We start from the raw sequence: 26850 nt of genomic DNA, 5'->3' as shown, positions 1-26850 counted from the left end.
ACTTAACTACATTTTCCATCACACATCATCCTTCCTTTTTACCCTTTCGGTGTAGTAGGTCTGATTTCCACCTTGCTGGGCAGCGTTCTTGCCGGCATGGCCAATAAATCAACAATCAGTTTCCCCATATCCTCTGGCTGGATTTTCCAGGCATCGTTTTCACTGTCAGGCTGATGATCATTAAAGTGGCTCGCAACCGATCCAGGCATAATGGTACTTACCTTAACACCATACTTTCTTAAATCAAGCATCACTGATTGGGTAAAGCCTGTTAAGCCGAATTTACTGGCATTATAAGCAGATCCTCCTGCAAAAAAGTTTGTGCCTGCCAGGCTCGAAATGGTAAATATATGGCCCCTGGTCTTTTTAAGCTCTTCAACTGAAGCTTTGATACTATAGAAAACACCCGTTAAATTAGTATCAATCGTTTCTTTCCACAAATTAATGTCTAATTCGTCAACCGGTGCAAAATGACCAATACCAGCATTGGCAATCAGTACATCTAATTGTCCCCATTTTTCGAGTATCAGATCTACAGCATCCTGCTGAGATTTAAAATCTACAACATCTGCTTCAATAGCCAATACATCTCCATGTGTTACCAATTGAGATGCAGCCTGATTTGCGCTGGCAATCGTTCTGCTTGTAATGGCTACCTTATAGCCTTCTTTTAAAAGTGATTCGGCAATGCCGAAACCAATTCCTTTGCTTCCGCCTGTAATTAATGCAACTTTCATGTTGTTGTAACGTATGATATTGAAAAATGTTTACTTAGATTTTTTCATATTGTGGTGAGGAAGTTCCATGATCTGGATATCTTTAAAATCTACAGGCTGACCTTCGCTCTGTAGAGCAATAAAACCAGATTGAAGTGCTTTGCCATCTATTTTAATTTTGGGGTCGTAACGGTTAGCCACCTCTCCACCAATTTGGGGTTTGCTATATTGTAACACCGTATCGCCATTGATGATGTGCGTAACCAGCGAATCGCCAAGCACAATCAGTTCAGCAGATACCCACTGGTCGCCATCGTATGTTTTTGATTTAGAATCCAGGCAATGGCCATCATACAATTTACCTTTATAAAAAATATCGGTACCTGGCGAACACATATTTCCTGTCGGGCGCGGCCTACCGTCGCTCAAACCACCTAAAAACTGCATTTCAATCGAAATTGGCCAGTCTTGTTCCTTAGGCATTGTTTTCGGATCCTGCGAATGGAACATTAAACCGCTATTACGTAGCGTATAACTGGGTGCCCCTTTTTGCAACTCACCTACAAAACGGTACTTTAACTTTAAATGGTAATAGGAGAAAGGCGTTTTGTAGTAAAGATGGCCAAACTGATCATTGAAATCACCGTATTGGTCGTACCGCACCTGTATTATACCATCAACCACCCTAAAAGTATTTCCAAAATTTACATTGTAATCGTGGTGGTGGATTTTAACATTCCAGTCTTTAATGTCTTTTCCATTAAAAAGTGTTACCCACTTTTCAGGTTTGTTATTGGTGTTTTTAATGGTGCTGCAGCCCCAAAAACAAAGGGCAAGCAATAGGTAGCTTGGTATTTTCATTTATATAATTATTGGTGGTTCTGCTATCTGGTTTTTGTGGTTTAGTGAATCGAGAATGGTTAATTCACAGTCACGTGACTAAAATACATAAACAAACTTATTTATCGGTTATAAGTTAAGTCTGGTATAAAATAATTGCTGTCATGTGCCTTTGGTGATGATTATTATCGTTATAATTAAGACTATTATTGACAATGTCATTTCCGTCTCTTTAGTTACCTTTGTACCCATGGCAAAAACACGGGCAACCAAGACCAAAGGCAAAGCAAAACATCCCCTGCTCAAGAGGATTACTAACGTGGCTACAAAAGTATTTATATATTTTTTATTGGTTTCTGTATTTTGGGTCATTGCCCTTCGCTTCATCAACCCGCCTATTACCCTTTTAATGGTACTGCGGAATATTGAGCGTAAAGCAGATGGAAAACCTTTTAAGACAGAAAAAAATGGGTAAAATTTGATGATATTTCTGATAACATGAAAAGGGCTGCCGTTTCTGCAGAAGATCAGCTTTTTTTAACCCATATCGGTTTTGATATGAAAGCCATTGAAAAAGCTTTTGCGAGTAATGCTAAAGGGAAGAAGATAAAAGGTGGAAGTACCATTTCGCAGCAAACTGCTAAAAATGTTTTTCTTTGGCCTGGCCGATCGTGGATCAGAAAAGGTTTTGAAGCTTATTTTACGTTATTGATAGAACTGTTCTGGAGCAAAGAGCGAATATTAGAAGTTTACCTGAACGTTATTGAAATGGGCGACGGGATTTATGGTGCCGAAGCTGCCGCCCGGGAGTATTATGGCAAATCGTGCACAAAATTAACCAAAAAACAAGCTGCTTTAATTGCTTCCTGTTTTCCAAACCCCAGAAGATGGACGCCTCAAAATGCAACTCCATACATCAGGCACCGTCAATACCTGATTTTAAGAAATATGAACAGGTTGGGACCGCTTGATTTTTAGTCTGAAGTCTAAAGTCCTGAGTCTTCAGTCCATTTTTCGACTTAGGACTTGAGACTATGGACTAACACTAGTCATGATCTTTGTTCCACCTGATTTTTATTCCGCCTTTTTCGTCGTCAATGGCTTTCAGGTGCAACACGATGCCACGCATACGGGCTTCTCTTCTTTCTGATCTGGTTAGGTTTTCATCTCCCTTTGGATTTCTGAGTGGAATGTCCATCTGAACATTTGTACCGGTACCCAAAGCATAAATACCCTTTACATTAAAGTTTAAAGCACTGGAGTTGATCTGCATCGGACTGATTTCTACCTTATCGCCACGGATATTAAGGGTTCCATCAAGATTTTTGATCTCCACGTTTGACAGGTTTCTGTTGGCAAAAGCAAATTTACCTACCTTAACCATCGGCTCGAAATTAACCAGGGCAGCGTTGTTCAGGTTAAATACCACTTTACCATTGATTGATCGCGGAAGAATTTTTCCTGCGTGCGATATTCTTCCCGAAATGTTAACCAACGATGATAAGTAACCTTTTAAATTTTTATTGGTAATGGTATTTTGACCGAAGTTATCAAACGAATAGAAAAAATCTTTCACGCTTACATGGCTGATCTTTGAGTTGACCTTAAAACTATTTGATGCTGCTTCCTGCATAATATTTCCATTTAGGGATAACTGACCTCCTGCATGCATTACACTGATTTTGTTAAAGAATATGCCTCCGCCACGTAGCGAAATGTTGGCGTCAAGATTTTTGGCCAGAAAATGATCATAAATGGCTTTATCTACCGTTAAGCGGATATCCATTTTAGAAAGTTCCAGCACATTGCTTAGTTCTTTCGAAACAACTTGTTTATTGCTGCCCGATTTTTTCTTAGCCGTTCTCGGACCTAAGAAAGGTAAAAACTCTTTTAGGTAAAGCTGCGGGCTCGACATTTTTAAGTTCACCAATATTTTTTCAGGTGCTGTGTAGTATAGGTTGGCAAAATTGGCGATACTACAGCTCACATTCAACTCACTTTTGCCCAGTTGAAAATGCCCATTTTGTATGGATAAATCATTTTGGTTAAAATCGATATTTAAAGCGCTCTTTACTAAATGAAGTTTTCTTGGGATATAAACGATATCGGCGTCTGCAATTCGTATTTTACCGGAAACCACCGGTTTGGTGAACCTGAAATTATCAATATCGGCTTTGCAATAAAGCCTTAAGTCGGCTGTTCCGCTTTTAAAATCGAAGTCGTTCGTACCCAATGAATGGTTTAAGTTCGTTAGTGGAAATTGCGAGGTAACCAATCCGGTTGCAATAGGGCGGGAGAGATTGTTAACTGTAAACGTATCGATCTTAAGCGGTGCATTAAAATATTTTGCCGTAAGCCTGTGAAATTTGATGGACGAGTTTTCATCGCCAATAATGCCGCCAACGGTATCGCGGTTGGTGAATGAACCATCGAAATTACACGCCGTTAGTTTACCCGCCGGGATGGAAACCACATTATCCCTCACGGTTATGCCTACATTGATCAAAGGATCTCCATATTTTCCTGATCCGTCATCAACAATATTTCCGCGGATATTGATCGGTTTTTCAATTCCAAATTTTAGCAGTTTGGAAGAAATGTTGGGTGATAAGAGTAAAGCAACGTCTCTGAAGAGGATATCATCAACAGCAATGCTAATGGCAAAAGCAGATTTTGCGAGTTCTATTTTGGCGCCAATTTTAAAAGGGTGACCACCAATGTTAAGGATTTCGGGACTCAGGATTATCGCATCCAGATCTCTGCTATAATGTGCATTTAAAGTGCCTTCCAGGGTTTTATCTTTCAAAAAGCTACCTTTTCGGGTATTAAAGGCAAAACTGTTTACTTTGGTTATTAACTTAATGTTACTTGTCCAGCCGCTATCCGGATATTCCATCCTGCCCTTAATCTGATCAATATTAAAATTAAACAGCTTAAATCTTTTCTTATTATCTAAAACCAAACTCACCTTGTTAAAATCAATTTTTTTCAACTCAAGTGCTGAAGATTTCGTTGACGATTTTTTATCTGTTTTAGGTTTGCTTTTAAAGATACTGGTATTGCTATAGCCTGTTGAATCAGTATAGATGTAAATGGAAGCATTGTTAATGGAAATCTGTCTGATATTGATGTTGCCTGTAATAAGGGAGAGTATGTTTAAAGATACATCAATATCCTGTGCCTTTAACAGGTCGTGTTTGTGCTGCGCCCACAGGCTATCCCTTAACAAAACGCCATTCAAAGAAACAGAAACCCCCGGAAAGCTTTTCAAAAGCGTAGGCTCCATGCTGCTGGCGGTAATCTGTCCGTTTAAGTTTTTATTTAATTGCGAGAGGATAGAAGCCAATACTTCTTTTTTATTTCTGCTGATGTAAAAAGCACCCGCCAGCCAGGTTAATATAATCAGTACAACTAAAACCGATACAATTTTTAAAGAGATTTTAAGCCAGCGCTTCATAAACAAGATTTGATTAAACCAATATAATGTTTTTTGCCAGCTAATTGTTTGGCTAACATAAAAATAGCTGTAATAGTAACAGCTATTATCAATCAGTTAGCCCAGAAGAGATTCCAGATCCGGGTGGTATTGTGATGTGAGGAAATGAGTGATCTTGAAATCGGCCAAACGGTGTTTATAAAAGGGGTCTTCCATCAGGATTTTCTTTAATTCAGCCTCATCTTTGGCAAGTGCCAAAATGATTCCACCGGTTCGCGGAACCTTTCTGCCCGAGGCCACAAAAACGTTCTGTTTATAATATTTTTTAAGGTACCGAACATGTGCCCCCATATGCTCATCCAGTTCTTCTAAAGGAACAATATATTTCAGATCAACAATAAACATAATACTTATAACAAATGCGCAAAAACGGTAGAATGCCAGCTGTTTTTAAAGGGAACTTCCCACTTCGTTTCCAGCTCGGCCAGGTTTTGTACCATATTGTTGAATACGGTAGTTTCTGGCGTAACCTGTTTAATATTTACCAAAGTTTCAAAGTCCTCTTTGTTGTTTACCACTACCTCTCCATTTACTTTATAGGCAATATTGAAGCGGTTAAAAAGATCCACATGGTATTCCTGTTCAATTTCTTTCATTAACCGAACAGAGCTATCAATAGAGCAGCCGGTAACGCCAGCCCTACGCTCATCAACGATCAGAATGATAAAAAAGCCATAGCGTATTTCTGCCTTGGCTAATAACTCATTTCCATGTGCTTTCCACTGGTTAGTAAAGGCGGTTAGCTTGTTTAAGATCTCAGTTTCTTCGCCTGAAGTAAATTTGCGATCGCTTTGGTATATCCAAACTCTTGATTGTGGAGAAAAACTCATATACAAATTTACGATTTTAATTAAATTGCTGTGTTAAAAACGCTAGCCCGATGAAAAAGTTTACATGCTGCTTGAAAATATCCCTTATTTCGGCTTCTTGTCTGTTTTTATGCTCTTTTTCTGACCCCGAATCCATGGAGCAATGTGCCAGCTATCTTCAAAAAACCTTTACCGACCACTACGATAGCGGCCAGGAAAGTGACCGGATAAAACGCTACGAATTAAATGTTACCAACAACGGCTTTTGCAGGTACAAGCGATATTTTAATAACGGTAAAACGGAGTATTTCGCATTTAAGCTGTCGAAATTTAAAGATATGGACTATTATGGCACAACCACCGCAGGAAAATTATATATCCATACCAGGGGTGATGATGTGATTGTGCAGACTTATAAAGACAGGGGAGGTGATGTAGACTCGATGGCGACACAGATTATTATTCCATTAAAAAATATTGAAGCCGAAGATTTAAACCTGATCCGCGATAACCTGAATAAAATTAATGCAGCGGTTTCGATTCTTCAGAAGCCATAGGTAAAGAATTAATATTGGTGATATTACAATTGCTTTGAAAGAATAAACATGAGTTAAATGGCGATGTAAAGATTTTTGATTGTTTTTGGAGCGCAGTGTCATTCGCTTTTTTTAAGTTATTCCTGCTCTACGCTTTATCCCGGCGAAAAGCCGGGATGCCCGCTCCGATCAGGGCTATGAACTTGGGCCTGTTGTACGGAAAACCAACATAGTAGCAAAAAATGAGTAAATTAAACCTGATCGAACGGATGCCATTTTTCATGGCAGGAGGTAGAGCAGGAAGAAATTAGCCTATGGATAACTGCAATTGCTTTCCTGAAAAGTAAGGAAGCACTAAACCTCTTGTTGGTCAAAAATTAATAAATAAAAATTAGAATTGTTGATCGTTTTTTGGAGCGCAATGTCATTCGCTTTTTTTAAAGTTATTCCTGCTCTCCGCTTTATCCCGATGAAGGATCCTACCGTGTGGACACAAATATTTTTAGTTTTGTAGATGTTATTATCAAATGGGTATAGAGATTGTTTTCCAGACAAGCGTTTAAATAACCGTTGTGTCGAGGTTATAAATAATTTGTTTACCAAAGGTGTCCATTCCATACGCCAACTGTCCGATAGCCTTTCACAGGCAAAAGGTTTTTATAGATTCCTGAAGAATGAGCGGGTTGAAGAAGATAGCATCATTTCCGATATATCCTCCCGTTGTGGAGTAAGTTGCAAGGGAAAAACAGTCTTATGCATCCAGGATAGTACAGAAATCAATATGTACAAACATAGAAACCGATTGCAAAAAGATGGTAGTTTAGGTACTACCAATGCAAAATTCCAAGGTTTGGGCTATTTACTCCATCCATCCCTGGTTGTGGATGCCCAAAGCTGTGTTCCCTATGGCTTTTCCTATATCAAAATTTGGAATAGGCCCGAGGTTCGGGTCAATAAACATGTGCGTAAATACAGCACGCTTCCCATACAGGAAAAGGAGTCATATAAATGGATAGAATCGTCCAAGAAGAGCAAAGAGGCTTTGAAAGAAGCTGAATCCATCATTATTGTACAGGATAGGGAAGGCGATATTTATGAACAGTTTTCCTGCATACCCGATGAAAGAACGGATTTGCTGGTGCGGGCAAGCACCAACCGTACCCTTACGGATAAAACAAAGCTTTTCGACGTGTTTGATGGTCACCCTGCCCAGGGCAGTTATCAGATTAAGGTTGAGGGCGATAAGAGAAAGAAGAGATCTACCCGAATAGCCGATATAGAAGTAAGGTATAAAGAGGTTGAGATCAAAAGAACCGGCACAAGTTCAAAAGAAAGCCCCGATACGGTTAAGCTATTCTATATCGAGGCAAAGGAGAAAGTATCAAAAGGCTGCAACAACCCTGTTTGTTGGAGGATCTTAACGACAATACCTTTAGAAAATATTGATATGGCGTTATGTTGTATAGAGTGGTACAGCTGGCGTTGGACTATAGAAGAAGTTTTTAGGATATTAAAAAAAGAAGGATTCAATATTGAGGCCAGCGAACTCGAATATGGTCAGAGTATTAGGAAATTAAGCCTTCTAATGTTGGATGTGATACTAAAGCTTTTTATGATGCAGCTCTCATATGCTGTTCCAGAGGAAGAAGGCCTCTGTGCCGAAAGCTGCTTTTCCAAACAGGAACAGGAGTGCAGCGAAGATCTTATCAAAATATTGGAGGGAAAAACTGAAAAACAAAAAAATCTATATAAAAAGCAGAGCCTAAAAAGACATGTTTGGACAATAGCCAGACTGGGGGGCTGGAAAGGCTATGCAAGCGAAAGACCGCCTGGAATAACAACATTATGGATTGGTCTACAAAAATTCGCTGAAATAAATATTGGATGGAGAATCAAAAATATCCCTGAAACTTAGCAAAAGATGTGTCAACACGGTAGGATGAAGGATCGGGGGATGCCCGCTCCGATCAGGGCTATGAACTTGGGCCTGTTGTACGGAAAACCAACATAGTAGCAAAAAATGAGTAAATTAAACCTGATCGAACGGATGCCATTTTTCATGGCAGGAGTAGAGCGGGAAGAAATTAGCCTATGGAGAACTGCAATTGCTTTCCTGGAAATAAAGCAGCAGGGGATAATTTTAAGATAATTGTTTGTTTTAGGAGCGCAGTCTCGCTGGGCGTCATTCTTCGCGAAGGCGGGTATCTTAAAACATTTGCATTAAGATTACTCATTAATTTTTTGTTTTGAATTAGTGCTAATGAGTATTAAAAGGGTACAAATCGGGGTAGGAATGACAAAACCTAACCCCTGGGATGACAATTACGCTAATGATACAGCTTCGTTACGTAGGTTCAACAATGGTTAAAGTCCGTTTGCCCTTGCCGTAATCTCCGCAATATCCAATACCTTCACTTCCTGTTCTTTATCTTTTAATTTAACACCATCACTTAGCATCGTCATACAGAATGGACATCCTGCGGCAATAACCTGTGGCCCGGTTTCTAAAGCCTCGTCAATACGTTCTACGTTGATGTCTTTATTTCCCTTTTCTGGTTCTTTAAACATCTGGGCACCGCCGGCACCGCAACATAACCCATTGCTTTTGCAGCGTTTCATTTCTACCAGCTGCGCATCAAGTACCTCTAAAGCTTTTCTGGGCGCTTCGTAAATTCCATTCCCCCGGCCTAGGTAACATGGATCGTGGTAAGTAATTTTTTTGCCTTTGAAACTTTCACCACCTTCGGCTTTCAGTTTGCCCTCGTTAATCAAATCCTGTATCAATTGCGTATGGTGGATCACTTCGTAAGCGCCACCTAAACCCGGATATTCGTTTTTAATGGTGTTGAAGCAATGCGGGCAGCCTGTAACAATTTTTTTGACGTTATAAGCATTCAATACCTCAATATTGGCAATGGCCTGCATTTGGAAAAGAAATTCATTACCAGCCCTTTTAGCGGGATCACCGGTACAACTCTCTTCTGTTCCTAAAACCGCATATTTAATGCCTACATGATGTAAGATCTTACAAATGTCGCGGGTAATTTTCTGCGCTCTTTCATCATAACTTCCGGCACAGCCTACCCAAAATAATATTTCCGGTTCTTCACCTGCGGCCATTAACTCGGCCATAGTAGGGACTTTAAATTCCATTTGTCTATTATCTAGTATCAAGTATGAAGTATCGGGTATCAAGACTTCATGTAATTATTTAATTTTTGCTAACTGAAAACTGCCAATTGCGAATTGCTAACTGAAAACCGCTAACTCTCTTGCGCCCAGTTAAAACGATCAGCAGGGGAGTATTTCCAAGGGGCCTGGTTATTCTCAATGTTGCCCAGCATCGCATTAATACTGCCTGGTGCCTGCGATTCTTCCATCACAGCAAAACGGCGGAGCTCCATAATAATCTGTAAGGGATCAATATTTACCGGACAGGCTTCAACACAGGCATTGCAGCTGGTGCAGGCCCAGATTTCTTCCCTGCTGATGTAATCGTCCAATAAGGATTTTCCGTCCTGGTGTTCTGCACCGTGTTTATCAATGTTCTGGCCCACTTCGGTGATCCGGTCGCGGGTATCCATCATAATTTTTCTTGGCGATAAAAGTTTGCCCGTAATATTTGCAGGACATACCGAAGTACATCTTCCACATTCAGTGCAGGTATAGGCATTCATCAGGTTTACCCAACTTAAATCAGTTACGTCTTTTGCACCGAATTTACCTGCTTCTGTTTCTGCCGGTACAAAAGAAGGATCTAGCATTGCTTTTACCTCATTGGTAACCGAAGCCATATTGGTAAACTCCCCCTTAGGTTCCAGATTGGAAAAATAGGTGTTTGGAAAGGCAAAAAGAATATGGAAATGTTTTGAATAGGGCAGGTAATTTAGAAAGGCCAGGATACCTATAATGTGAAACCACCAACAGCTGCGTTCTATCATGACCAGGGCACTTTCTGATGCTGGTAAAATATTCATTAAATACTGGCTTACCGGAAATGCACCAGCAGTAACATAATGGCTGGCGCCCATAAGCTGGAGTTTTGCGTCTGCTGCATTCATGAACAGGAAAGCACTCATTAATAAAATTTCGGTGATGAGGATATAGTTGGCATCAGATTTTGGCCAGCTTTTCATCTCTACGCCACTAAAGCGTTTGATTTTCAGAATATTCCTGCGTACCAGAAAAATAGCACAGGAAACCCAAACGGTAAAGGCCAGGATTTCGAAAGACCCGATCAGAAAATTATATACACCGCCCAAACCGTTAAAAATACGATGAGTGCCGAATAACCCGTCAATCATGATCTCCAATACTTCGATGTTGATAATGACGAAGCCGATGTAAACAAAAAAATGTAGAAAGGCAGGGATAGGGCGAACAACCATTTTAGACTGCCCAAAAGCCACCCGAAGCATGGTTAATAATCTTTTTTGCGGTTGATCTTGTCGATTTACCGGTTTGCCAAGGCGGATATTGCGAATTATTTTACGCAGGTTAACTGTAAACAGCGCAATTGCTGCAAGTGTAAGTACTAGAAAAATGATCTGTGCTACCATGCAATATTAGATTGTAATGCTAAAATAGGATATTAATCCAAATAAATTACTATGCATGCATAAAAAAAAGGCAAAAAATTTTTGTTTGTATTCATTCTAAGCAGAGATGATCTTATAGATTTTGAAAAATTGAAAATTAATTAATTGATAATCAGCTTTACAGTTAAATAATGGAAAAAAAATTTTGCTTTTGAAAAAAGAACACTACATTTGCAATCCCAAACGGATGGTGCCATAGCTCAGTCGGTAGAGCAAAGGACTGAAAATCCTTGTGTCCCTGGTTCGAATCCAGGTGGCACCACTTCCAAAAGCCTTTCAGAAATGAGAGGCTTTTTTGGTTTTTGACGGTTTTTGAAATACGAAATACATATTCCCTGGCACAAAGAATTTTACATAAATGAATAAAAATATTTGTAATATATCTTTCTGCTTATCAAAAAGTTGACGTTTTATCTTTGCGTTTGTATAAAAAAAACTGAAATCCTTTTTTGGATTTGAGAAAAAGAACACTACATTTGCAATCCCAAACGGATGGTGCCATAGCTCAGTCGGTAGAGCAAAGGACTGAAAATCCTTGTGTCCCTGGTTCGAATCCAGGTGGCACCACTTCCAAAAGCCTTTCAGTAATGAAAGGCTTTTTTGGTTTTAATATGTTTCTGTAAATCTTATCGCCCGGCTATTTCTTTTACTTTTGCTAAAGCTTTTGGCCATGTTTCCTGAAAAAATTCTACCCATTCTTCAACCATATCCATATCGATCAGTAGTTCAGTTTCGCCATTTTTTTCGTTCAAGGTATAATTTTCGAAAGCTTCGCCCCAATTGTGCAATGCTTCTTTACCATCTCTGATTTCGCCAATATGTTTGATAGACAGGTGTTGATTGGGTATGTTTTCGTGGATCACCGCAAGCATCCCATTTCCTTTGCCATCTCCAAAAATGGCCCGGCTTCCTTTTTTCCAGTCGGTTTCCACTTGCGATCCTTCAGCAAATACAGCGGTCCATTCGGGGTAAGTTTTTAAACCAAAAAGTACCTCCCAAACTTTCTCTCTCGGAGCATTAATCGTGATTTTAAATTGAGTTTTTCTCATAAGTTGAAGTTTAAGTTTTGTGATTCTTTACTAAATTTAATTAAGAATGTATTCAGTATGGTTGACTATTAATTTGTTAGCTCAAATCTGCAACTAAACGGCCTGATTATAGCGGTGCAAAGGCGACAATTTAGGGGGCATAAGGGATAACTTCTTGGTACCTCTTTAAAATATCTTTCTAAATTTAATAATTATCGTTGTGGAAAGTAATTTAATCGGTAGATTTACGTAGTTCATCAATAGCTGGGCATGAGTACACAATATTCTGCATGGGAAGGAGTTGTGGATAGATAAAAGTTTATTTTGGAACAACCCTAACATTGCCCAATACGTATATTGAACATTATACCACGATAACTTCTATGAGAAATAAGCAATTCCTTCATCTGGCCGCATTAAGCTTTTTAAGCTTTATAGCCATAAGTGGCTGCAAAAAAAGCAGTACGGTGCCTGAAGAGCCTGAAACACCCCCTGTTGTCACAACACCTAGCGGAACGCGGGATGAACTGACCAAAGATTCTATATTTTTATACGGTAAGGAACTTTATTACTGGAATACTTCGCTACCAACCTATGAGGTATTTAATCCAAGGAGATTCAGTTCGAATGAGGCTGAACTATATGCTTTGACGCAGTATTCCGTAGATCCGTCGACAGGCAAACCATATGAATATGTAAGCAATTCTGGTGAACCCAAATATTCATTTTTCGATTATACGGCAGCCACAACAGGCAAAACAGGGGCGCTTAAAGCCGATGTAAATGGCTCGGCAAATGATTATGGTTTTTCTGTTCAGTATAATTATGATAGCACTACAGATTTAAGGGTAAAATACGTATATCCAAACTCGTCAGCGGCATTGCAGGGTTTAACACGGGGTTGTAGGATAACCAGCGTAAACGGAAGAACCGATCTGACCTATCCAGGTGCGGTTAATTTTTTAAACAATGCTATTTTCGGTGCAAACGCTACGGTTACTTTAGCATTTAATGATTTAGCCGGCAATCCGAAAACAGCTGTTGTAACAAGCGGTATATACACGGTTAATCCGATATTGTTTACAAATGTTTATACGGTTGGTACAAAGAAGGTGGGCTACATTGTATTTAATAGTTTTACAAATAATGCCTCTTCAGCCATAAATGCGGTTTTTTCTAATTTTGCCACGCAGGGCGTAAGCGAAGTAGTTGTTGATTTACGCTATAATGGCGGTGGTTATGTTTCTACAGCTATTGAAATGATCAATCTGATGGCGCCAGTAGGAGAAAACGGTAATACGATGTTTACTTCTTATTATAATAACTATTTGCAAAACATTACTACTGCCCAGCGCAAAGCCTCAGTTCTGGCGCACCAACCCCTGTTGGATGATGCAGGTAAATTGCAGACTTTTACCACGGGGGTAAACGGAAAATATGCTACCTATGCTGATTTAAATTACTCGCCAACAGCTGCAGACAATGTTGAAAAATTTGCAAAATCGGGTAGTTTAACATTGAATAGAATTTACTTCATCGTAACGGGCGCTACTGCATCGGCCAGCGAACTCACCATTAACAGCTTAAAACCAGTAATGGATGTAAAGTTAATCGGGAGAACAACTTATGGTAAACCAGTGGGCTTCTTTCCCATCAGGATAGACAAAGTAGATATGTATATCCCAGAATTTGAAACCAAAAATAAACTGGGTGAAGGTGGCTATTATAGTGGTCTTACGGCTGATAAAGAATCGCCGGAGGATTTAAGTAAGGCATGGGGCGATGAAACCGAGACTTTGCTGAATTACGCTTTGACTTATGCGAAGAACGGCAATTTTGTGATTACGGCGAAAAAGACATCCAGTTTAAGTACAATCACTACAGCAGTACCCAAATTGTCAATAGCTCAATTAAGGGAGTTGGATGAAAAACTGGATCCAAATGGCTTTAAAGGAATGGTTATGACACCTCACAAGAAATTTTAATGAAGCTTTAATAAAAATGCCCGCTTGACTAAATATGTTAAGCGGGCATTTTTTGTTTAAGATCATATTTATAACAGTATTTTACTGCTGATATCTTTGTTAATGGTAATATAGCCCGGGTATTTAACAGGTGTACTGCCCAGCATAAAAGTCGGTCGTATTTTAATAGTTAACAAGCCTAATTTTTCATCTTTTGATGATGATCCTTTTTGAGCCGCCTTTATGATGTCGTTAAAAACATTCCCATTAGAAATCAATCCGTAGATATTACTCATCAACTGTACCGGAAGAGTAACGGTTTGACCTTGTGCAATGCTCACATTTTGATTAACAATGCCTTCTGCCAGATCGGTATTATTAACCAGTATTTTATATTCAAACTGGTTGATGGCTGCTAAATTGCCTGACGGGTTGGTTATTTCCAAATTCAGGTTTGCTTTTAGAGGAATGTCTTTTCTTAACAAGCCTAAGGCCACCCCTGGTAAGCTGGTTAGGCTGAAGCTTTGCTGATCCATTAATTTTTTTACGTCTGTTCCTGCTATTGTTACCTGCTTTACTCCGGTAATTTTATAGGTACAGTCTTCCAGGGCTTTTATCTGTTGTGCCTGCCTGTTTATTCCGCAGCCAAAAATGCTTATGGTCAACAAGAAAAGCAATACTTTATTTTTCATATCATTCATAACGGCAAAATACTAAAACTATTTCAGCCACAATATGGGTTTAACCAAAATTAACTTAAGCGCTTGGGGTAGTGGTTTCAATGTCATCGCGTTTTTCCTCATCGTCTGTTTTACTTTTTTCAACCGGTTTTTCCGTCATGTCTGCTTTTTCAGCCTGATCAGCTGGTTTTGCTCTTTCGTCAACTTCATCTTCTCTGGTTTTTTGCTCTTGTTCGTTTGGTTGAACCTTTTCCTTTTCAGTTGAAGGCGTAACGGTTTCTATTTCCAGTTGTACATCATCTGTTGGTTTCGGATGATCACTGTTTGGCGTCATTGCTTTTTTATTTTCCATGGGATAAATCTGTTTTATAGTTATAATGGAATTCAATAGTATTTTGTTTGCTTTTATTTTAAAACAACTGGTCGTTTGTTAATTTTGCACAAAATGATAAGATATGGCCATAACCATTAGGAAGATAACACCAGCAGATAATATTGCTACAGCTTCAATGATCAGAACGGTGTTAAGGGAATTTAAAGTAGACAGGCCAGGCACTGTTTATACCGATCCGACAACCGACGAATTGTCCACACTTTTTGAGCAACCTAAATCGGCTTACTGGCTTGCGGAAGAAGACGGAGCTATTATTGGTGGCTGCGGCATTTATCCAACAGATGGCCTGCCGGATGGCTGTGTTGAACTCGTAAAATTTTATGCCCTTCCAGCTTCACGTGGCAAAGGCATCGGTAGGATGCTGATGGAAAAGAGCATAGAATCTGCTCAGCAATTTGGTTATAATGAGATTTATCTGGAGTCTTTTCCGGAACTAGCCAAAGCCATCACCATGTACGAAAAGGCTGGGTTTAAAAAACTCGCAGGTCCGATGGGTAATTCTGGCCACTATGCCTGTAATATTTGGATGTTACTGGTTTTGTAGCTGGTTTACTGTTGGAAATGGTTAATCGGTTAATAGCATAAATGAATAAATTCACCTCCATTAACCGATTAACGCTTTATCTTCTTTTTTAATTTTTGCCAACCCTGTTTTCTTCTTCGCTGGTTCCGGTTTGTCTTTTGCGGGCGGTTTTGATTTTCATATTTCCGAATTTATAAGTGAAACTTAGGTTCACCCTCCGACTTTCCCATTCATTTTGCCAGTAGGTTTTAATGTTGTTGTACTCGAGGTTTGCCCTGAATTTACTAGTGTTAAAAATATCGTTTACTTTTAGTGCCAGTGTGGCATTTTTATTCCAGAATAATTTTTTAACACCGATATTGAGCTGATAACTTTCTAAGTTACGAAAAAGACCATTAACCGATGGGGAATCGTAAAAGGCATAGGTGGTTAAGCTATAGTTTTTAGGTAAAGTAATGGTATTATCCATAACCACCGACCAGTTCCAGGAGAAAGCATTAAATCCGTTACCTTGTACAGCTGATTCGGTTCGGTTAAATCCCGCCGAAACTTCGGTACTGTTGTTCCACCATTTGGTTATATCGAAAGGATTCCCCGTTGCCATGTAAAAGTTTGTGGTACGGTTCAGGTTTTCTGGTCTGGAAATGCTTTCTTTCGTAATATCGTTCTGATAAACCACCTCCGATATCGAACCATTGTTAACCGAATAACTTAAAGTCAATATCCTGAAGTTTTTAATGGAATAATTCAATTCGAAACTATTTGCGTAAGAGGGCTGTAGTAACGGATTTCCCTGTAGGGCAGTATAGGGATCGGAATAAAATGTAAACGGATTTAAGCTGCTGTATGATGGTCTGTTAATACTCTTACGGTATGCAGCTGTTATCAGGTTGTTTGAGTCGAGTTTTAGGGATACAAAAACTGTTGGAAAAAGCTTCCAGTATTTTCGGTTGATCAGGGTATTGGTACCGGAAGAACTGCCATTGCCTAAAGTCTGTTCTGCACGTAAACCGGCTTTGATCTGTAGGTTTTTAAAATTTTGATCAAGGGAAAGATAACCTGCATTAATGTTTTCGTTGTAAGAAAAGGCGTTGGTTCTGCGGGGATCGGTGATCCAGCCAGCGGTTTTGAGCGAATCGAAACGAACATCGCTCTGCGATTCTACCCAGCTGCTTTTCCAGCCGGTTTCCATTTTTAATGTTTTTGAAAAATTTAGGCTATAGTCGGCCTTGATCGAATAGATAGAAACGTTTCCCATCCCTTTGTTACGCAAATCGATTGGATTGTCGATCAGCTGTTCATTTGCATCAAGATAATTATTGGTAAAAGTTTCGTTTTTGGTGTTATCGAACCTCACATAATCAGCATCAAAGCCTAATTCTCCGCCAAGTGTATCCGTTTTAAAACGGTAGTTCAGGTTAAATGCATGGTTTTTTTCGGTATTGCTTTGTGGGTTGAACATTGATGTACTGCCCATTTTTGCACCTACAGCATTATAATTTACCGAATTGCTATTAACCTTTGTTTCCTCAGGAGCCGTGAAGCCTTTTACCATCAGCCCTAATGTATGTTTCCCGTTGATGAAATAATCGGCACCGGTAGAATAATTTAAGCTGTTGGTTACCGGATGCCAAAAATTAAGCTGATTATACTGTTCATCGCCTATGGTTCTGTTTAACGTTAGCCTGTTATAGGAGTTATAATGTCCGGCGTCTAGGCGCAGATAAGTACTTACCTTGCCGATATTGTAATTCAGGTTGGTACCTCCAAAAACTTTTTCATAACGCCCATAACCACCGCCCAGATTCATGTTTCCGTTAAATCCCTGCATTTTATTTCTTTTCAGTTTGATATTAATGATGCCTGCTGTACCCGCGGCATCAAAAGAAGATGGGGGATTAGAAATTAATTCTAATTTGCTTAATACAGATCCGGGCAATGATTTTAGGTAAGTGGTCAGTTCCAGGCCCGTCATATAACTCATCTTACCATCAATCATTATAATAATGCCTTTTTTACCTTTAAGTACGATGTTATCGTCTTTATCCAGTTTTACGCCTGGCGACCTGCTGATTACTTCCAATGCATTATCGCCAGCGGTATTCATCTGTTCTACATTTACAATCACCCGGTCTGCCTTTTGGTCAATTACGGGCATTTTTGATATAATATTTACTTCTTTCAGGTTTTGAGTTTCATCTGCCAGTACAATTAATGGGACTTTTACGGCCATATCTTTTACTTCAAATGGTGCAGACAGGGCTTTTCTATAACCCATCATTAAAGCTTTAATAAGATATCTGCCTGGTTTAACATTACTAAATTCGTATAAACCTTGCTGGTTGGTAACCTGTAAAGTCACCGGAGAAGAATCGGGTAACTGGATTAAGGCTACTGAAGCATAATCAAGGGCTTTATTTCTTTTATCGGTAATGGTTCCTGATACCTTAGTGTTTTGAGCAAGAGTAGTTTGAAAATTGAAAATAAATAGGACAAGAAGTAGAGATTTAAAAAAGAGGTTCATCATTGTGTTTGTTTTATATTGATGATTCAAAGATGATGTGCTGGTGAGTTGTTTGAAATTATATAATCCCAACCCTTTAAAATATTATCCCAATCCATTTTTAGGGAATAAATGGCATTCATCCTTAATTTACCCGGGTTGGGATAATTATTTGCACGTTTGGAATAAGAAAATAGGCAGTTAAAAAAGCTTTGTCTAGTTTTAGTGCATGAAAACAATCAAAATCATTTCCATTCACATAGTTTGCTGGGTACTTGTTTTGGGATATTTTTACGGCGGAGCAATTATAAAAGGAATTACCTTAAGGCAATCGGCATTCAATATATCCATGAATTTTATCCAGTTGATAGAATTCTATATCTGTTATCTGTGGATTTATCCTAAATATTTAAAAAGAACAAATTACCCCAGATAATTGGTGGTATTTTATTTACCATAGCCGTTTTTATATCACTTCGGTATTTAATAGAGGAGATTCTCTATCGAAAATGGTTTGGTTTTCATAATTATGATGATGGCGTAACGGCATGGAACTATATATCTGATAATATTTATTGGAGTTTAGCTTTTATTGTGGTGCCAGCTGCGGTATATGGAATTGAACAGAGCTTTAAATCGGAGCAGGTTAACCGCAAATTGAAGGAAGAAGTGGTTAAGGCGGAACTTTCCTTTTTGAAGTCGCAGATCAATCCACATTTTCTGTACAATACTTTAAATTATGTTTATTCGCTGGCTATTCCTGTTTCCAACAAGCTGGCCAATGCTGTTTTGCGTTTGTCAGACCTGATGCGTTACACCTTGAACGACAGCCCGGATGGTAAAGTAGGTTTAGATAAAGAAGTTGAGTATTTGGAGAGTTATGTGGCGTTGTTCAGGATGCGTTTTGAACCCAATTTTTATGTCGATTTTATTGCAGATGGCATCGCTGATCAAAAAATAGCTTCGCTGATATTGATCCCGTTTGTTGAAAATGCTTTTAAGCATGGCGTGGTTAATGATGCGGTGCAACCAGTACGCATTAGGTTGAAGGTGCAACAAAAAAGACTAAGTTTTGAAGTGAGCAATAAGATCAGCCATGCGCAGAAAGACCACTCAAGCGGTGTAGGTATGGTAAATATCCACCGTAGGTTAGATCTGATTTATCCCGATAAGCATGAGTTGTTAATTTCAAACAACGGCAATACTTACAAAAGTACTTTGATCTTAAATCTCTGATGTATAATTTGTATCATTGAAAACTATTCTAATGTTAATTCATGCTAATCGCTAACCGCTAAACCCTAACCCATGATCCGTTGCCTTGCCGTTGATGATGAATCATATGCTTCAGATATTATTGCTAGCTTTATCAGCAAAACCCCATTTTTAGATTTGGTTGGAACCACTACCAATGCTTTTGAAGCACTTAATCTCGTTCAGGAGGGTAAGGTAGACATTGTTTTCTTAGATATACAGATGCCAGAGTTAACAGGGATCCAGTTTTTGAAGATCTGTGGTGGTAAATGCAAAGTGATTTTAACCACGGCCTACCCCGAGTACGCTTTAGAGGGGTTTGAACTTGATGTGGTAGATTATCTGCTTAAGCCGATTTCCTATGAACGTTTTTATAAGGCTGCTACGAAAGCACAACAGATTTTAATGCCTGTAATGCCTGCTCAGCAGGAAACTGCTTTAAAGCCGGTAACCCAGGGGAATGATTTTGTTTTTATCAAGGGGGATACTAAAAACAAGTTTATTAAGGTTAATTATGAAGATATTCTTTATATAGAGGGTTTAAAAAACTACGTTTCGGTTTATACCGCTACTCAACGGGTTGTCACTTACCAGGCACTGCGCGAGCTGGAAACCGAACTGCCTCAGCCACCCTTTTACCGTATCCATAAATCATATATCATTTCTCTTGAAAAAATCAAGATGATAGACGGCAATACAGTTTATATCAACGATCAGGCTATCCCCATTGGTGAAACTTATAAAGAAGAATTTTTTAAAGTGGTGAGGGAAGGGAAGAAGTAGGGTAGTTTGGTTAATTGTATAAATCGGTTAACTGGTTAATTGAGGAATTTAAATATTGTTGAATTGTTAAGATTCATCTTTCAATTAACCAGTTTGAACAATTAACCGATTAACCATTCTGAACAGATTTCAGTTGGCAATTTGTAGTTAATCGCTAAGCAATGCAATAATTGAACAATCTTTTAGCAATTCATAATTGCAGTTGGCCAATTTAAACAGTTAGCCGGTTAACCAACCTGTGTATAAATTCTCCCCAATATTTCTTTGGTTTTTTTTAAGTTTGCTGCATAAAGATCAAATCAATCACCATCATGCAAGAAACCAATTCGCTAAATCAGGTTGCAGAATTTCACACTACGTTTAAACATCCCATTTTGGAAAATCCGATAATTCCTTCAAAGCAGCGGGCAAATTTGCGTATTTCGCTTTTAGCAGAAGAACTGAAAGAATTGCAGGAAGCGGTAGAAAATGACGATCTGGTAGAGGTTGCCGATGCCCTTTGCGATTTGCAATATGTTTTGGCAGGTGCCATCCACGAATTTGGTTTGGGTGGAAAATTTAAAACTTTGTTTGACGAAGTTCACCGTTCTAATATGAGCAAAGCTTGTAAAACAGTAGAAGAGGCTGAGCAAACCATCCGGTTTTATTTAGAAAAAGATGGGACCGAATCTTATTATAAAGAAGTAGATGGACTGTTCCTTGTGTTCAGAAAATCTGATGACAAGACTTTGAAATCGATTAATTATTCGCCAGCTGATTTAAAATCACATTTGGTTTAACTACAGATTAGTTACCATTGAAAAGGCTAAAACAAATCGTAAATGAGCTTAAACTAACACAGGCCGGGCCTGATGCTGCTTTAATGCGCGAGTTTATTTTTTACTCGCCTAAAATGCCTTTACGCATGCATCAGGAACAACTTATTGCCGAATCAAAACAATTTAGCCTTCAGGTTTTTGATACCTATTTTACCAAAGCCAACCTAATCGTTAACTGTTTTAGCTGGTGAAATGGAAAACGCAAAGTGTTACTAACACATGGCTGGGCCTCCAAAGCCTTAGATTTTTATGAGCTGATTATTGAACTCCGAAAAATCGAAGACCTGGAAATTATTGCCTTTGATGCTCCTGGTAACGGGAGTTCAATTTCAGAGTTTTCCAACCTGATGTTATATGCAGATTCGGTAAAAGCGATTTCTTTAAACTATGCGCAGCCTGATGTTCTTATCGGGCATTCGCTTGGTGGTATGGCTAATGTAATTGCTTTACAGGAATTAGAGATAACTCCTGAATTGCTCGTTAGCATTGCACCATTGATCAGGTTGAAAGAGAACTTTGAACAGAGCTTACATTCGGTAAACGTAGTTGCAAAAGATCAGGAGATTTTTTTTAGCAACTTTGCGAAAGAATTTCCAGTTCCGGCTGAATACTTTAACCTAACAGAACTTTATCAGCCAGGTGTTGATTTAACACACTTGCTGGCTTATGATCCAGCCGATCATATATCAACCCATCAGTTTCTTAAAGAGTTCTTAGATAAAAATCCTGCAGTAAACGCTAAATCATTTGAAGAGGTAGGACATTATAAAATCCTCAGATCGGTTGACGTGATTGAAGCTATTGTGGAGAGAATTAATAAATAAACGTCAATTTGACTGAAGCGTAGCGGAATGGAGAAATCTCTTAATGCCAAAACAATCATCTGCGCTTATCTTCTTCAATTCGTTAATAACTATAACACCATTTTGGCCCGCAGATTTAGGTAATCAACGCAGACCAAAATCTTCATTTAATTGGAAAGTGCACTAAGGTTATTTTTTTACTAACTATTGCTTCCAACCTCTGTCTTCGGACTTATCTAATTCCATCGTCCATCCTATATCTTCCATCCTACATCTTCCATCATCATTATACATCTTCCATATTATTTCTCATCCATAACAGTGCATAACAGTTAAAGCTGGTGTATATCCTATTTTTAGAGCAACCAAATATACAATCAGCACATGCAGGCAATTTTAGGTGTAATTTTTCATTTTTTCGGCGGGTTTGCCTCCGGAAGTTTTTATATCCCTTACAAAAAAGTCAGAGGCTGGGCATGGGAAAGTTACTGGATTGTCGGCGGAATTTTCTCCTGGTTAATCGTTCCTCCATTGGCTGCTTTTCTAACCATCCCAAATTTTACGGCAATTATTGCCGGCACTAACGGAAGCATTTTATGGCTGACCTATTTTTTTGGCGTGCTTTGGGGCATTGGTGGCCTAACCTATGGTTTAGGCGTTCGTTATCTTGGCGTGTCGTTGGGCAGTAGCATCATTCTTGGACTATGTATGGTCCTGGGCTCTATTTTACCTTCCATCTATTTTGATTTTTTTCCAGAGGAAGGTAAAGATACTTTTACGATGTTTTTGCATACCGATTGGGGGCGTATGGTACTGTTAGGACTTTTAGTGTGCATAGTTGGAATCGTCATTTGCGGTAAAGCAGGTGTGATGAAAGAGAAAGAGATAAAATCTGTTGTTGCTGATCCGCATGGTATGGAGGTTAAAGCCGAATACAAATTCGGTCTGGGCTTACTTGTAGGAATTGTTTCGGGTATTTTAAGTGCTTGCTTCAACTTTGGTATCGAAGCGGGAAAACCAATGGCTGATGCAGCCAACTCGATTTGGAAAGCGGCAAATCCTGCTGAAAACGGTAATTTTTTATTTCAGAATAATGTTACTTATGTGGTTGTGCTTTGGGGCGGTTTAACCACCAATTTTATCTGGTGTATGGTGCTAAACGCCAGGAATAAAACTTTTGGCGATTACACCAATGCAAAGAGTCCGCTGCTTAAAAACTATGTTCTTTCCGCACTGGCAGGTACCACCTGGTTTTTGCAGTTTTTTTTCTATGGTATGGGCGAAAGCAAAATGGGTAACGGAGCCAGTTCATGGATATTGCATATGGCCTTTATTATTTTAATTGCGAATGTTTGGGGACTGATATTAAAAGAGTGGAAAGGTGTATCTCGTAAAACACTGATAACGATTTTGGCTGGTATTTTAACCATCATCATTTCGGTGTTTATTGTGGGTTATGGTAATTCAATAAAAAATTAAAATTTAAACAAAAATATAAGAATGTCAATCAATACGAAAAGTTATAAACACGTAAGTTATCTGTGGGATGAAGAGGAAGCCGCGAAACTGGCTGGCGATGAAGTTGCCCTCTTGATATATCGCTCTAATTTATTGGGTGCAGATTTACGTCTAACCAACTATGGTGGCGGGAATACCTCATGTAAGCTATTGGAAAAGGATCCACTTACCGGTTTAGAAACAGAAGTAATGTGGGTTAAAGGTTCGGGAGGAGATTTAGGTACCTTAAAGAAAAACGGGCTTGCAGCATTATATGTTGATCGTTTACGTAGCCTGAAAAATATTTACCGCGGTGTAGAACATGAAGATGAAATGGTTGAACTATTTAACCACTGCATTTTCGATTTGAGTTCTAAAGCACCATCAATAGATACACCTTTGCATGGTTTTCTGCCATTTGCGCACATCGATCACCTGCATCCAGATGCGGCCATTGCTATTGCGGCTGCTAAAGATGGTAAACGCATTACTCAGGAATTGTTTAATGGTACGATTGGCTGGGTAGAGTGGAAAAAACCGGGTTTCGAACTGGGCTTGCAGTTAAAGCAGTGTTTAGACGAAAATCCGGGTATCCGTGGTATTATGCTGGGATCGCATGGTTTGTTTACCTGGGGTAATACGGCTTACGAAAGTTACCTGAATACCCTGGAAGTAATCGAAATCTGTTCAGAGTACCTCCATCAGAATTATGGCAAAAAAGGGCCTGTTTTCGGTGGACAGAAAATAGAAAGCGCTGAAGCCGGTAAACGTAAAAAACAAGCGGCTGCAATAGCACCTGTACTAAGGGGGCTGTGTTCTTCAAAACAGCACATGGTTGGTCATTTTACTGATGATACCCGAGTTTTAGAATTCATTAATTCTAATGATTTGGAACGTTTGGCACCAATGGGTACGAGCTGTCCTGATCACTTTTTACGTACTAAAATAAGCCCCCTGGTTTTAGATTTAGCCAGCGATGCCGATTTATCAGATATTAAGGCATTGAAAGTTAGCTTGACACCTTCTTTTGAAGCTTACAGGGCGATGTACACTGATTATTATGAAAGCTGTAAGCATCCAAACAGTCCGGCTATTCGCGATACCAACCCGGTGGTAATTTTATATCCGGGTATTGGGATGTTTACTTTCTCGAAGGATAAACAAACGGCGAGGGTTGCGGCAGAATTTTACATCAACGCCATAAACGTAATGAAAGGGGCTGAGGCCATTTCGGCATATACATCTTTGCCGCACCAGGAAGCTTTTAATATCGAATACTGGTTACTGGAAGAGGCAAAATTACAGCGTATGCCCAAACCTAAACCGCTTACCGGTAAAATTGCACTAATTACAGGTAGCGCCGGAGGTATTGGTAAAGCGATTGCTAAAAAGTTTGTGGCAGAAGGTGGCGTAGTGATTTTAAATGATATGAATGCCGAGCGTCTGGAAGAAGCGGGTAGGGAATTTGAAGGCCTGTATGGTAAAGATTCGTACAGTACTGTTATTTTAAACGTAACCAGTGACGCCGCTATTAAAAATGCATTTGATGCCGTTGCACTGGCATTTGGGGGGGTAGATATTGTGGTAAATAATGCAGGATTATCCATTTCTAAAACCATTGCCGATCACACTGAAAAAGATTGGGATTTATTATATGATGTTTTGGTAAAAGGCCAGTTTTTTGTAACCCAGGCTGCAACAAATACGATGCAAAAGCAGGATATTGGTGGCGATATCATTAATATTGTAAGTAAGAATGCTTTGGTAAGTGGACCAAATAATGCAGGTTATGGCAGTGCAAAAGCTGCACAGTTACATTTAAGCAGACTAAACGCGGCTGAACTAGGTGCCGATAATATCCGCGTAAATGTGGTTAACCCTGATGCCGTGATTAGCGATAGCAATATATGGGCTGGTGGCTGGGCCGAAGGCCGTGCAAAAGCTTATGGCGTTACGGTTGAAGAACTGCCGGCTTATTATGCAAAACGTACCTTATTAAACCAGATCATATTACCGGATGATATTGCCAATGCCTGTTTCGCTTTTGTAGGTGGTTTGTTGCAAAAATCAACCGGAAATGTTTTAAATGTTGATGGCGGTGTGGCCATGGCATTTGTGCGGTAATATTTAATTACCAGGTCTGTGTCCCTATAAACCGAAACTTAATAAAAATGGTGGTCTGTGAGGACACAGACCTCGCCGGTAGAGAATATCGTTTAGTGTCTCACCGACCGAAAAAGAAGTAATCCCTTTGTAAAAACGGGATGAGCGAGAATGGCGATTGCATCGTCCCAATAATTAACCTGAAAAAAACTAAATACCCTCATGAATATTGAGCAGAACCAAATAGAAAAACATAACGATTCTCTTTTAACAACGCATCAACGCAAATTTGCTTTTTTACAAGAAGAATGGGAGCATGTTGATCTCGAAAGCGTAATCCAAAAACTGGTCGATTTTCAGATTGCCATTCCAAGCTGGGCATTAGGTACAGGTGGAACACGCTTCGGCCGTTTTGCCATTGCCGGTGGTGAGCCGCGTAATATCGAAGAAAAAATTGAAGATGTGGGACTGCTACATGCGCTGAATGGTTCAAGTGGTGCTATTTCACTTCATATTCCTTGGGATATTCCACAAAATGCAGAACAATTAAGGCAACTGGCTTCAGGTTATGGCCTTAAGTTCGATGCCATGAATTCGAACACCTTTCAAGATCAGGCCGGTTCAGCACATAGTTACAAATTTGGTTCACTGCAAAATATAAATAAAGATGTCCGTAAGCAGGCCATTGAACACAATATTGAAGTAATTAAGCACGGTATTGCGCTCGGTTCTGAGGCATTAACCGTATGGCTTGCAGATGGATCTTGTTTCCCTGGTCAGCTTAATTTTCGCAGGGCTTTTGAGAATACATTAGAGAGCCTACAAGAAATTTATTCAGCTTTGCCTGAGGATTGGAAAATGTTTGTAGAGTACAAGGCTTTTGAGCCTAACTTTTATTCAACAACAGTTGGTGATTGGGGTCAATCGTTATTATATGCCAGCAAGCTGGGTAAAAAAGCTTACACGCTTGTTGATTTGGGTCACCATCTGCCTAATGCCAACATTGAGCAGATTGTTGCTTTATTGTTGATGGAAGGAAAATTAGGTGGTTTCCATTTCAACGATTCTAAATATGGTGATGATGACCTGACTGCCGGAAGCATTAAACCTTACCAGTTGTTCTTGATTTTTAACGAACTGGTAGAAGGTATGGATGCAAAAGGCATGAACCATGCAAGAGATTTAGGATGGATGATCGATGCTTCGCACAATGTCAAAGATCCATTAGAAGATTTATTACAATCAGTTGAAGCCATTATGATTGCCTATGCGCAAGCGCTATTGGTTGATAGAAAAGCATTAAGCGAAGCACAGCAGAATAACGATGTAGCCAAAGCACAGGAAATTTTGCAAAATACTTTCCGTAGCGATTTAAGGGCATTAGTGGCTGAAGCCAGGTTAAGAGCAGGTGCAGCTTTATCGCCAATTGGTTTATACCGTTATTTGAATGTACGCAATACTTTGGTAAATCACCGTGGTAAAACTACTGCTACCGGTTTATAAAA

Annotated in this window: 24 protein-coding genes, 2 tRNA genes and 1 pseudogene; 16 read left to right on the top strand and 11 right to left on the bottom strand. The window is 39.3% G+C overall.

What is annotated here, in order from left to right:
* Nucleotides 1-38: 38 nt before the first annotated feature.
* On the bottom strand, nt 39-737 hold the full coding sequence (locus DV942_RS06800) for an SDR family oxidoreductase (RefSeq protein ID WP_145856281.1): 699 nt from the start codon (nt 735-737) through the stop codon (nt 39-41).
* A 30-nt stretch (nt 738-767) separates the two neighbouring features.
* Complete coding sequence (locus tag DV942_RS06795; protein WP_145856279.1) at nt 768-1577, bottom strand: 3-keto-disaccharide hydrolase; 810 nt, start codon at nt 1575-1577, stop codon at nt 768-770.
* Nucleotides 1578-1806: 229 nt separating this feature from the next.
* Here DV942_RS06795 and mtgA point away from each other — a divergent pair.
* Nucleotides 1807-2534 (top strand): annotated as a pseudogene (gene mtgA, locus DV942_RS06790) (monofunctional biosynthetic peptidoglycan transglycosylase).
* 67 nt (nt 2535-2601) lie between these two features.
* On the opposite strand, the gene DV942_RS06785 reads toward mtgA, so the two are convergent.
* The 3 genes from DV942_RS06785 to DV942_RS06775 all read right to left on the bottom strand — a co-directional run bounded on the left by DV942_RS06785 (nt 2602) and on the right by DV942_RS06775 (nt 5882).
* Nucleotides 2602-5013: an AsmA family protein gene (locus DV942_RS06785; protein ID WP_145856277.1), complete on the bottom strand. Its 2412-nt coding sequence runs from the start codon at nt 5011-5013 to the stop codon at nt 2602-2604.
* 96 nt (nt 5014-5109) lie between these two features.
* Nucleotides 5110-5397, bottom strand: a complete 288-nt coding sequence (locus tag DV942_RS06780; protein ID WP_134203987.1) for a YciI family protein — start codon at nt 5395-5397, stop codon at nt 5110-5112.
* A 5-nt stretch (nt 5398-5402) separates the two neighbouring features.
* Complete coding sequence (locus tag DV942_RS06775; RefSeq protein WP_145856275.1) at nt 5403-5882, bottom strand: ABC transporter ATPase; 480 nt, start codon at nt 5880-5882, stop codon at nt 5403-5405.
* 50 nt (nt 5883-5932) lie between these two features.
* Here DV942_RS06775 and DV942_RS06770 point away from each other — a divergent pair, with 50 nt between their 5' ends.
* The 3 genes from DV942_RS06770 to DV942_RS23985 all read left to right on the top strand — a co-directional run bounded on the left by DV942_RS06770 (nt 5933) and on the right by DV942_RS23985 (nt 8546).
* Nucleotides 5933-6418, top strand: a complete 486-nt coding sequence (locus DV942_RS06770; protein WP_145856273.1) for a hypothetical protein — start codon at nt 5933-5935, stop codon at nt 6416-6418.
* Nucleotides 6419-6911: 493 nt separating this feature from the next.
* Nucleotides 6912-8312 (top strand): IS4 family transposase, encoded by a 1401-nt coding sequence (locus tag DV942_RS06765; RefSeq protein WP_145855910.1) that lies wholly within the window; start codon nt 6912-6914, stop codon nt 8310-8312.
* Nucleotides 8313-8417: 105 nt separating this feature from the next.
* Nucleotides 8418-8546, top strand: a complete 129-nt coding sequence (locus tag DV942_RS23985; RefSeq protein WP_280525558.1) for a hypothetical protein — start codon at nt 8418-8420, stop codon at nt 8544-8546.
* 215 nt (nt 8547-8761) lie between these two features.
* On the opposite strand, the gene DV942_RS06760 is transcribed toward DV942_RS23985, so the two are convergent.
* Complete coding sequence (locus tag DV942_RS06760; protein ID WP_145856271.1) at nt 8762-9550, bottom strand: (Fe-S)-binding protein; 789 nt, start codon at nt 9548-9550, stop codon at nt 8762-8764.
* A gap of 110 nt (nt 9551-9660) precedes the next feature.
* The gene (locus tag DV942_RS06755) at nt 9661-10956 is read right to left on the bottom strand and encodes a 4Fe-4S dicluster domain-containing protein (RefSeq protein WP_145856269.1); all 1296 of its coding nucleotides are present in this window, start codon (nt 10954-10956) and stop codon (nt 9661-9663) included.
* 228 nt (nt 10957-11184) lie between these two features.
* Here DV942_RS06755 and DV942_RS06750 point away from each other — a divergent pair.
* Nucleotides 11185-11257, top strand: a tRNA-Phe gene (locus DV942_RS06750).
* A 232-nt stretch (nt 11258-11489) separates the two neighbouring features.
* Nucleotides 11490-11562 (top strand) — tRNA-Phe (locus tag DV942_RS06745).
* A gap of 59 nt (nt 11563-11621) precedes the next feature.
* On the opposite strand, the gene DV942_RS06740 is transcribed toward DV942_RS06745, so the two are convergent.
* Complete coding sequence (locus tag DV942_RS06740) at nt 11622-12044, bottom strand: SRPBCC domain-containing protein (protein ID WP_145856267.1); 423 nt, start codon at nt 12042-12044, stop codon at nt 11622-11624.
* A gap of 362 nt (nt 12045-12406) precedes the next feature.
* Here DV942_RS06740 and DV942_RS06735 point away from each other — a divergent pair, with 362 nt between their 5' ends.
* On the top strand, nt 12407-14008 hold the full coding sequence (locus tag DV942_RS06735) for a S41 family peptidase (RefSeq protein WP_145856265.1): 1602 nt from the start codon (nt 12407-12409) through the stop codon (nt 14006-14008).
* A gap of 68 nt (nt 14009-14076) precedes the next feature.
* Here DV942_RS06735 and DV942_RS06730 read toward each other — a convergent pair whose 3' ends face one another.
* Together DV942_RS06730 and DV942_RS06725 are read right to left on the bottom strand one after the other, a co-directional pair.
* Nucleotides 14077-14679: a hypothetical protein gene (locus DV942_RS06730; RefSeq protein WP_145856263.1), complete on the bottom strand. Its 603-nt coding sequence runs from the start codon at nt 14677-14679 to the stop codon at nt 14077-14079.
* Nucleotides 14680-14743: 64 nt separating this feature from the next.
* The gene (locus tag DV942_RS06725) at nt 14744-15019 is read right to left on the bottom strand and encodes a hypothetical protein (protein WP_145856261.1); all 276 of its coding nucleotides are present in this window, start codon (nt 15017-15019) and stop codon (nt 14744-14746) included.
* 103 nt (nt 15020-15122) lie between these two features.
* Here DV942_RS06725 and DV942_RS06720 point away from each other — a divergent pair, with 103 nt between their 5' ends.
* Complete coding sequence (locus DV942_RS06720) at nt 15123-15605, top strand: GNAT family N-acetyltransferase (RefSeq protein WP_145856259.1); 483 nt, start codon at nt 15123-15125, stop codon at nt 15603-15605.
* Nucleotides 15606-15693: 88 nt separating this feature from the next.
* Here DV942_RS06720 and DV942_RS06715 read toward each other — a convergent pair whose 3' ends face one another.
* Complete coding sequence (locus DV942_RS06715) at nt 15694-18111, bottom strand: outer membrane beta-barrel family protein (protein ID WP_145856257.1); 2418 nt, start codon at nt 18109-18111, stop codon at nt 15694-15696.
* Between the two features lie 573 nt (nt 18112-18684).
* On the opposite strand from DV942_RS06715, the gene DV942_RS06710 reads away from it, so the two are divergent.
* The 8 genes from DV942_RS06710 (at nt 18685) to DV942_RS06675 (ending at nt 26848) form a co-directional block, all read left to right on the top strand.
* Nucleotides 18685-19323: a sensor histidine kinase gene (locus DV942_RS06710; RefSeq protein ID WP_186462438.1), complete on the top strand. Its 639-nt coding sequence runs from the start codon at nt 18685-18687 to the stop codon at nt 19321-19323.
* Between the two features lie 72 nt (nt 19324-19395).
* Nucleotides 19396-20124 (top strand): LytR/AlgR family response regulator transcription factor, encoded by a 729-nt coding sequence (locus tag DV942_RS06705; RefSeq protein ID WP_145856254.1) that lies wholly within the window; start codon nt 19396-19398, stop codon nt 20122-20124.
* Nucleotides 20125-20435: 311 nt separating this feature from the next.
* On the top strand, nt 20436-20903 hold the full coding sequence (locus DV942_RS06700) for a pyrophosphohydrolase domain-containing protein (protein ID WP_145856252.1): 468 nt from the start codon (nt 20436-20438) through the stop codon (nt 20901-20903).
* A 17-nt stretch (nt 20904-20920) separates the two neighbouring features.
* A complete protein-coding gene (locus tag DV942_RS06695) occupies nt 20921-21133 on the top strand; it encodes a hypothetical protein (RefSeq protein ID WP_145856250.1) in 213 nt (70 codons plus the stop codon).
* Between the two features lie 15 nt (nt 21134-21148).
* Complete coding sequence (locus DV942_RS06690) at nt 21149-21766, top strand: alpha/beta hydrolase (RefSeq protein WP_145856248.1); 618 nt, start codon at nt 21149-21151, stop codon at nt 21764-21766.
* A gap of 363 nt (nt 21767-22129) precedes the next feature.
* Complete coding sequence (rhaT, locus tag DV942_RS06685; protein WP_145856246.1) at nt 22130-23224, top strand: L-rhamnose/proton symporter RhaT; 1095 nt, start codon at nt 22130-22132, stop codon at nt 23222-23224.
* 21 nt (nt 23225-23245) lie between these two features.
* Complete coding sequence (locus DV942_RS06680; protein ID WP_145856244.1) at nt 23246-25366, top strand: bifunctional aldolase/short-chain dehydrogenase; 2121 nt, start codon at nt 23246-23248, stop codon at nt 25364-25366.
* 201 nt (nt 25367-25567) lie between these two features.
* Nucleotides 25568-26848 (top strand): sugar isomerase, encoded by a 1281-nt coding sequence (locus DV942_RS06675; protein WP_145856242.1) that lies wholly within the window; start codon nt 25568-25570, stop codon nt 26846-26848.
* Nucleotides 26849-26850: the final 2 nt, after the last annotated feature.

Source organism: Pedobacter suwonensis (assembly GCF_007833675.1).
Taxonomy (GTDB): domain Bacteria; phylum Bacteroidota; class Bacteroidia; order Sphingobacteriales; family Sphingobacteriaceae; genus Pedobacter; species Pedobacter suwonensis.
This window is presented reverse-complemented; position numbering and strand designations above follow the sequence as displayed.